The following is a 2,791-nucleotide window of genomic DNA, read 5'->3' on the forward strand; positions in this document are numbered from 1 at the left end:
GAGTACATCTTCGTCGTATAAGCTTTCTTTAGCGGCCCATTAAGAAAGCCCAACATAGAGTTAATGACAGGAGAAGATGAGAGTGAGCATACGAGAGGTAAAGAAAATGGATTTGGAAACAGGTAAAAAACCAGCCAGTAAAATGAAAAAAATATTGTTCATTTTACTTAAAGTATTAGCAGTAATAGTTATAGCAATCGTTCTTTTTGTAGCTACAGTATTTGTCGTTAATAAGATCAGCAGCAAATCAGAAGAAGGTAAAATAAAACCCTATGGTCAGTCTGTAAAGGTAGACGGGAAAAATATGAATGTTCTGATTCAGGGACAAGGCGAAGAAACAATCGTGCTTCTGCCTGGCCAAGGAACTGCGACACCAGCGCTTGATTTTAAGCCGCTAATTGAAGAGCTGTCGCCATTTTACAAAGTTGTCGTGGTTGAGCCTTTTGGTTATGGATTAAGTGATAGAACCGACAAAGAACGAACCACAGATAATATTGTAAGTGAAGTTCATGAAGCGCTGCAAAGCCTTAATATTGACCGTTTTATTCTAATGGGTCACTCCATTACAGGCATTTACGGACTTGATTATGTAAACAAATATCCAAACGAAGTGAGTGCATTTGTCGGGATCGATACGAGTGTTCCAGCGCAAGGCGGTATGGATAAAAAATTGCCATTAGGAGCCTTCAAACTGCTCAAACAATCAGGTTTCGGCAGATTGATGACGAGTTTTGGCGAGGATCCATTTGCTGGGATGCCATATGATGATGAAACAAAAAAACAAATGAAGATGCTGTCAAACAAAAACATGTTTAATAACACCAGCTTGAATGAATTGGAAAATCTTTATCCCAATTTTGTTGCAGCTCGAAGCTTATCATTCCCAAAAGAGCTTCCCCTTATTTTCTTTATACAAGCGAATAATACAGGCGTAAAAGGTTGGATACCGCTGCATGAAGAGCAAATAAAAGATTCTGTTCATGGCAAAGTGATGACCTTTGAAGGTGGTCATTATTTGCACCATACTAAATCAAAAGAAATCGCAGAGAACTTCCGGGCATTTATGGAGCAAGTAAAACAAGACAAGTAGATGATTATTTAGAAGCAGATGTTGATCAATAAGATATTGGGCTAAATAAAAAGCGGCAGTCTCGGACGTTGGTAACTCGTCCAGGCTGCCGCTTTTTTAGATTATAAACGGATTTTAAAAGATTTTTTCGTAAGCGGATATAGCCACTTTACGCCGCTTGGCGTGAGTGTATCCGCTACGAGATGAGATAAATAACCGAGCATAGCCACGATCGCGATCCCTTCGATTTGGAGCTGGTTTTCCAGTCCAAGGCCGATATATCCCCAAATCGGAACGGCCCATATCGTATGCGTCATACCGCGGTGCTTCAGCCAAGGCACCCAAGCTGAAAACAATCCGAAGCCGATAAGCCAGTTCATTTGGTAGTAGTAGCCTGCGTACATCACCGCACAGCCAACTGCGCTGGCAAGTACATTTCGGATCACGCCTTGTTTAGCAACAAGACCCAGCAGGAAGATAGCGGCTGCGACGCCTATGTACACCGGTGATGGAGATTGATCTGTGAAAAAATAGTAGGCAACGATTCCGGCTAGGAGGCACCCGGACCAAAGCGTAAGCTCACGAATGAGCTTCGATAGCTTGCTGAGCTTGGTGCTGAGCATGCTTGGTCCGTCAAGATCAGCGCTTAGCGCTGAAAATCCGGCTACGGCAATGTACAAAGCGGCGTGCTCGATCGTAAAGGGATAATAAACAGAAGCGGCTGCACCAACAGCTGCTCCGATGGCAAGATGGGTCTTTCCTGTCATAATTCCTCCTGTGACTGACTATGCGTGGCATGAAATATGGCAGTCTATTATAGTTGTTCTTTGTTAACTTGCTCGTTTCGAACCATTTGCTCCAGCTTCTCTACCAGCCGGTCATGCGCCGGGTCTTTTTTGCCAAAGCCAAATAAACGTTTCCGATTTTGCTGCTTCAGCAGCTGAAGCAAATAGAGCTTTTCTTTTAGAGTAAACATGATGATATTGAACCTCCTTCTGCTTAGGCATGCCAGCTGAGGTTATTCTCTAGCCTCTACGATAGACGCTAGGCGTCATGCCGGTGCACCTTTTGAACAATGCGTTAAAAGAATGAATATCGCGATAGCCAACCATTTCGGCAATGGTACTGATTTTTAGCTGAGAGCCGCGAAGCAGCTCTTGGCTTTTTTGGATACGCAAATTTTGCAAATAACGATGAAAGCTTTGTTTCGTATACTGCTGAAAGAGCCGCTGCAGATGACGCTCGCTCCAGCCGCTTGTTTCGGCCAGCTTGGCTAGGGTCAGCTCCTGCTGGAAACGCTGATCAAGATCATTTAACAGCTTTATAAATTCCAGCTGCTGCGGCGCACGAGCCGTAACTTCCGGATCGCTAGCAACAGAGCGCTGCAGAGTAATGAGCAGTTGGAGCAGCAGCGTATGCAAGTAATCGGACGAGCCGCTCTGAGTCAGTTCAAATTCTCTATGCAAGGATAGAAAGAGCTTCTCAAACTGACTATTTGTATCCATACAAGAATAATAGGGAAAATTGCCGCTTTCCATATCATTAATAAACTGCACGCTGCGATAATCGGAAGCGAATGCACTAAGCTTATGCAGCAGCAATGGAGAAAAGACGCAGTTGAATACGCTTAATGGGTTGCGGGCTTGGTCGGAGGAGATCGGCCTGAACACATGAGAAATACCGATAGGGATGAAAAATACCTGACCTTTCCGCACCTTATGC

At 44.1% G+C, this 2,791-nt stretch carries 4 protein-coding genes; 1 reads left to right on the forward strand and 3 read right to left on the reverse strand.

Annotation, left to right across the window (positions count from 1 at the left end):
- The first annotated feature begins 106 nt into the window (after positions 1-106).
- Entirely contained in the window at positions 107-1,090 is a 984-nt protein-coding gene (locus AC1DSE_RS33875) for an alpha/beta hydrolase (protein ID WP_477510416.1), read from the forward strand.
- 101 nt (positions 1,091-1,191) lie between these two features.
- On the opposite strand, the gene AC1DSE_RS33880 is transcribed toward AC1DSE_RS33875, so the two are convergent.
- The 3 genes from AC1DSE_RS33880 to AC1DSE_RS33890 all read right to left on the reverse strand — a co-directional run.
- Positions 1,192-1,836, reverse strand: a complete 645-nt coding sequence (locus AC1DSE_RS33880; protein WP_076267236.1) for a metal-dependent hydrolase — start codon at positions 1,834-1,836, stop codon at positions 1,192-1,194.
- Between the two features lie 47 nt (positions 1,837-1,883).
- Entirely contained in the window at positions 1,884-2,045 is a 162-nt protein-coding gene (locus AC1DSE_RS33885; protein ID WP_339204950.1) for a hypothetical protein, read from the reverse strand.
- A 49-nt stretch (positions 2,046-2,094) separates the two neighbouring features.
- A partial coding sequence (locus AC1DSE_RS33890; RefSeq protein WP_477528972.1) for a helix-turn-helix domain-containing protein occupies positions 2,095-2,791 on the reverse strand: 697 nt, incomplete at its 5' end.

The organism is Paenibacillus sp. 01L418 (assembly GCF_056400045.1).